Annotated in this window: 3 protein-coding genes; all 3 read left to right on the plus strand. The window is 60.3% G+C overall.

The genetic code is table 11. The features are described from left to right. Positions 1-1,296, plus strand: a 1,296-nt coding sequence (gene rpoN / locus ACZM96_RS09165; protein WP_489488679.1) for an RNA polymerase factor sigma-54, incomplete at its 5' end; no start/stop codon positions are given. Positions 1,297-1,695: 399 nt separating this feature from the next. Continuing rightward, positions 1,696-3,546 (plus strand): DUF262 domain-containing protein, encoded by a 1,851-nt coding sequence (locus ACZM96_RS09170; RefSeq protein WP_489488681.1) that lies wholly within the window; start codon positions 1,696-1,698, stop codon positions 3,544-3,546. Next, positions 3,543-5,501: GmrSD restriction endonuclease domain-containing protein (locus tag ACZM96_RS09175; protein WP_489488682.1), on the plus strand; the 1,959-nt coding region annotated here is incomplete at its 3' end. The genes ACZM96_RS09170 and ACZM96_RS09175, both read left to right, overlap by 4 nt.

Here is a 5,501-nt window from a genome sequence, read left to right on the forward strand (position 1 = left end):
GAGGAACGCGAAACCGACAACGCCGCCTCCTCCGCTCCCGACGCCGCGGCCGATTCCCGCAAGAGCGCCGAACAGGACAGCCCGTGGCCGCAGGAAGAAGTGGCCCGCAGCGCCGAATGGGAAGAATACCTCGGCGAATTTTCCAGTCAGTCGCGCGTGGCCCAGCAGGAATTCGAGGCCGCCGAAGAAGACGGCAATCCCCTCGAAGCCTGCCACTCCGCCGAACCCAACCTCGAAGCCCATCTCATGGGGCAGCTTCTGCTCTCGCCCCTCACCGAAAAACAGAAGTCCATCGGCGAGTGCATCATCGGCAACCTCGACGAAACCGGCTACCTCACCGCCACCGACGAAGAAATCGCCTCCCTCGCCGGCGCGGATCCCTCCGAAGTGCCGCCCGTGCTCTCCGCCATCCAGAATTTCGATCCCGTCGGCGTGGCCGCGCGCTCCCTTTCCGAATGTCTGCTCATCCAGCTGCACGCCCGACGCGACGACCGCGACCCCATTCTTGTCGATCTCGTTCAAAATCACCTCGAGGACCTTGAAAAACAGCGCTATAAGCCGCTGTTGCGCCATTTTCACATCGACCTCGACACCCTCAAGGAATACATAGGCATCATCCAGAGCCTGGAACCCCGCCCCGGCGGCAGCCTCGGCAGCAGCACCCCCTGCTACGTCAGCCCCGACATCTTCGTGCGCAAGGTGAACGGCGAATTCGTCATTCTCATGAACGACGAAGACCTGCCCCATCTCCAGCTTTCCCCCCTCTCCGAAGAGCTCGCCGAGAAAAACCGCTCCAGCGAGGAAAAGGACTACATGAACGACCGGCTGCGCTCGGCCGTGTGGATCATCCGCAGCCTCGAAGAGCGGCAGCGCACCCTCTATCAGGTGATGGAAAGCATCGTGAAGCATCAGCACGACTTCTTTGAATACGGCGTGTACAAGCTCAAACCTCTGGTGCTCAAGGACATCGCCGAAGACATCGGCCGCAGCGAATCCAGCATAAGCCGCATCACCACCAACAAGTACGTGGGCACCCCCCACGGCATCTTCGAGCTCAAATACTTCTTCAACAGCGCCCTCTCCTCCAGCGACGGCAGTCAGGTGGGCTCCGAAAGCGTCAAGGCCCGCATCCGCGCCCTCATCGACGGAGAAGACCAGTCCCATCCCCTGTCCGATGAAGACATCAGCTCCCGCCTCAACGAGGGCCTCGGCGTCAAAATCGCCCGCCGCACCGTGGCCAAGTACCGCGAAGAGCTCGGCATCCCTTCGTCGTCGCGCAGAAAGAAGCATCTGTAAACAACGCCCGCGAACGTCACAGTTCCGCTCCATCCCGGCCGGAGCGGAACAATCGCGGCACGATTTCCGTTTTCAATTCTCGCCCTCCATGGGCCGTCGCTTCTACGGCTCAAAACGGCAGAAGTCATGGCGCGCCCCGTGTTTCCTACACGAGGGGCGCGTTTTTTTCACGCTTCCAGCTTCCGGCAGCACTTGGCGCACGCGGAGCCGCCAACCATGAAAACGCCCCTTTCCCTGTTTCGCGGCCGCTTTTTGTCTCTTGCCGGCACGAAAAAACTCTCGTTCCGCCCAGGGGCCCTTGAATCTGCAAATCCCAGGTGCTAGCATCGTTCAAAAATTCCGTTTCTTCCTCCTTTCCGCCAATCGTAATCTTACCCGCCCGCCTCTGGGAACGTACACATGGATGACGCCGTCCTTTCCCTGGAAGAAGCCCTGAAAAATAAAACCTTCCTCGTCAAAAGCTATCAGCGCGGCTACCGCTGGACGGGCACGCAGGTGGACGCGCTTTTACAGGACGTTGCCGCCTTTGCCAGGGGCAGCAGGGAAAGCGACTCCTATTTTCTGCAGCCCGTCATCGTCAAGCGCCTGAAAAAGGAAGACGGTTCCGAGAGCTGGGAGCTCATTGACGGTCAGCAGAGGCTCACCACCATTTTTCTCATGGACGCCGTCCTTTGCCGCGCCCTGAACAGAAGCAGCGCCCTTTCCTTCAAACTGCGCTACGAGAACCGGGAAAAAAGCGGCGAATTTCTGCGTCGTCTTGTCCGGGAACCGGAGTGGGCGGAAAGTGCGGAGGGGCAGAAGGAAGCCGGAAAAAATCCCGACTTCCATTACATGGCCCGGGCCTGCCGGAGCGTGACGGCGTTCTTCCGCGAACACGCGCCCGACGAAGCGCTGTACGAAGCGTTTTCCCGGCGCGTGCGCGTGCTCTGGTACGACGTGACGGATGAGGAAGGAAGCGCGGAGCAGCGCTTCGCCCGCCTGAACATGGGCCGCATTCCCCTGACCGGCGCGGAACTCTGCCGGGCGCTTCTCATCAGTCGCGCGGGGCGGGAGGACGGGTATCCGGGAGCCGACAAACGGCATGCGTCCGGACTTTTTGCCGGCAGGTCTCAAATTCTGCTCGGCAGTCTTTGGGACGACATGGAACGCTCGCTGCACGAACCGTCGTTCCGGAACTTTCTCGGCCTCGACGGCGACGATTCCGGCGCTCCCCGCATGGGCTTTCTTTTGGATATCGTCACCGGGCGGCCGCACGGCGATCCCGACGATCAGTTTTCCTTCCGGCGCATGAGCGAGAAACTGAAACAGGGAGAGAGCGCCCGCAGCGTATGGAACGACGTAGAGCTTGGCTGGCAGCTTCTGCGCTTCTGGCATGAAGACAACGACCTCTATCACTGGACGGGCTGCCTCATCAGCGAAGCGGTCAGGCACGGCCGCGCCGTCCCCTGCCTGCAACACCTGCTTGCCCTGGCGCGGGAAAACAAAAAGTCGGTCTTCCGCAAAAAACTGCTGGAAGAAATACGGACGGTCATGTTCGGCGGCAACGCCCTGCCCGATCTGCATTCGCTGCGCTACGACAGTGACTACGACCGCATTCGACGGCTGCTCTTTCTCTTCAACGTCGAACTCTCGCGCGAAAAGGGCCGTCGCTTTCCCTTCGGAGAGCATCGACGGCAGAGCTGGAGTCTGGAACACATTCAGGCGCAGAACGTCGAGAGTCTGACGAATGTACGGGATCAGACCAACTGGGTAAGGGCTCACCTTGACGAGCTGCGTCAGATGTCTCCGGACGCGCTGACGAAAGAAGAAAAGCACATGAGCGACGATGAGTTCATGGAGAAAAAAAGCGCGCTTGCGGCATCCTGCTCAGCCTTTCTGAAAAAAGACGATGAAAAGAAAAGCATGGAGGACTTCGACGCGCTGTACAACGCCGTTTTGCAGTTCCTGCGCCGCGTTTCGGGAGGAAGCGAAGAGCGAACGCACACGCTGGGGAATCTCGCGCTTCTGGACGGCGGAAGCAATTCCAGCCTGAACAACGCCATTTTTGCCGTCAAACGGACAAGGCTGCTCAACATGATGCGGCAGGGAACCTATGTACCTCTCGGTACCGCCGCCGTGTTCCTGCGCGCTTTCACACAGGAACATTCCGTCTCTCCCTGCTGGACCGTTCGGGACATGGACGACTATGCACGGGAAATAGAGAGAACGCTCAGCGCCTTCTGCGAGTCTCAGGGAGGAATTCCGTCATGAACGGCATGACGTTTCACCAGCTGCTTCAAGATCATGACATCGTCATTCCCGTCATTCAGCGCGACTATGCCCAGGGCAGGAGCGATGAGCGCCGCGTTCGGGAGGGCTTCGTGGCGGCGCTGAAAGAGGCGCTGACCGAAAACAAGACGCTCATGCTCGACTTCATTTACGGAGAAGTGGAAGACGGCGTTTTTCTGCCCTTCGACGGGCAGCAGCGCCTGACCACGCTGTTTCTGCTGCACTGGTACGCCGCGGCCCGGGAAGAGTCACGCGACATGCGGCGCGACGAGTTCAGCGCGCTGCTCCGGCGCTTCCGGTACGAGGTGCGGGAAAGCTCGCAGAACTTCTGCCGGGAATTGGCGGAACACGCCGACATTCTCCGTCAAAACGGCTTCGAAATGCCGTCTTTTCTCATCACGGATGCATGCTGGTTCAGCCCGGCATGGAATCACGACGCCACCGTCGCGGGCATGCTGACCATGCTCGACGCCATTCATGCGAGCTTTTTTGACGTGCCTTGTCTTATGGAGCGTCTCGAGGCGGCAGACTGCCCCGTCCGCTTTCATTTTGCGCGTCTGAGCGAGCTCGGCAACAGCGCCGACGACATTTTCATCACGATGAACGCCCGGGGAAAGCAGCTCACGGCATGGGAACACTTCAAGGCGCAGTTTTTGCCGTGGCTTCGGGAAACATACCCGGATCGCGCCGACGACATCGCCCGCAAGCTGGACAACGACTGGCTCGACGTGTTCTGGAGCGGCTTTCCCGCCCGGAAGAACGACGAACATCCGGCGGAGGCCACCGACAAGCGCATGGCCCGCTTTTTCGACTTTGCCGCGCGCATGCTCCTGCCCGGCCCGGAAATCACAAAAGGCGACCTGTTCTCCCGTGTGAGCGCCGCCCTTTCCCCGGACAGACAAAGACTCTGCACGGCATGCGACAATCTCGAACTTGTGGTGCGGATGCTGGATACGCTGCACGAGCTCATTCTCCCGGAAGGGAAAGGCATCGCTCCTTTCTTTGTCGAGCTCTTTTCCGGCGCTTCCGGCGACGCGCTGCCCGTTCCGGGAAAAATTTCCCTGTTCAATCACGGCACTGTCGACACGAATCTGCTCCGCCTCTGCTGCGAAGGGACGCTCTCTTCTTCCGACGAGCTCATGCTTTTCGGCCGCCTCATGGCCGCCGCCCTGCACATCCCCCCGGACAAGGAAAAAAGACGGCTGCGCATTCTGCGCAATCTGCTGGAATATCCTTTTCAGGACGACGGCGAGCCCCCTCGTCTCCGACGGCTCCTTGCCCTGCATGATCTTCTCGCCTGCGAAACCGTGAGCGACGAAAACGGATTCAACCCCTGGCAGGTACAGGAAGAGAAGGCAAAGCTTGCCCTCCGGCAAGCCCACGAAGACGACGCCGCTCTTCAGGATGCGCTGGACTATCTGGAGGATCATCCACTGCTGCGCGGAAGGATCGCCGTGTTTTCCCGCGCAGATCAGGAAGAAAACGCGCCCCTTGTGTTTGGGAGGGAAGGCGTCGTGCGGGGGGCGCATTTTCTTCGTCTGGCCTTTGGGAGTCGGCGCATTTCCTACGATATGCTGCTGCGCTGTCTGCTGAGCTTCGGCGAATACGAGCCTCCCCGGAGCGACTTCAGACCGGGATGCGACGGGAGCCTCCAGAACCTGCGGCAGTTTCTCTGCCCCTCTCCGGAGTTCCCTGCGGGAAAGGAACATTTCCTGCTGCTGCGACGCGCTCTGGAGACCCTGAGCCAAGAAGGCCGGAACGCGGCCACGACGGAAGAGCTGGAGAGCCTCCTTTCCCATGCTGCAAACCGCTGGCTGAACGATCGCGAAGAGCGGCACGAACTGACCTGGCGCTGGTACTTTGCCAGATACGCTGCCATGCGCCCGGACTTCTGCGCCGCCGAACTGCCCAGGAGCGAGCAGGGAAAATACGCCTAC

Source organism: Mailhella sp., assembly GCF_057866825.1.

Coding starts and splice junctions, on each gene's coding strand:
- ACZM96_RS09170 (WP_489488681.1), top strand. CDS start 1,696: ATGGATGACGCCGTCCTTTCCCTGGAAGAAGCCCTGAAAAATAAAACC.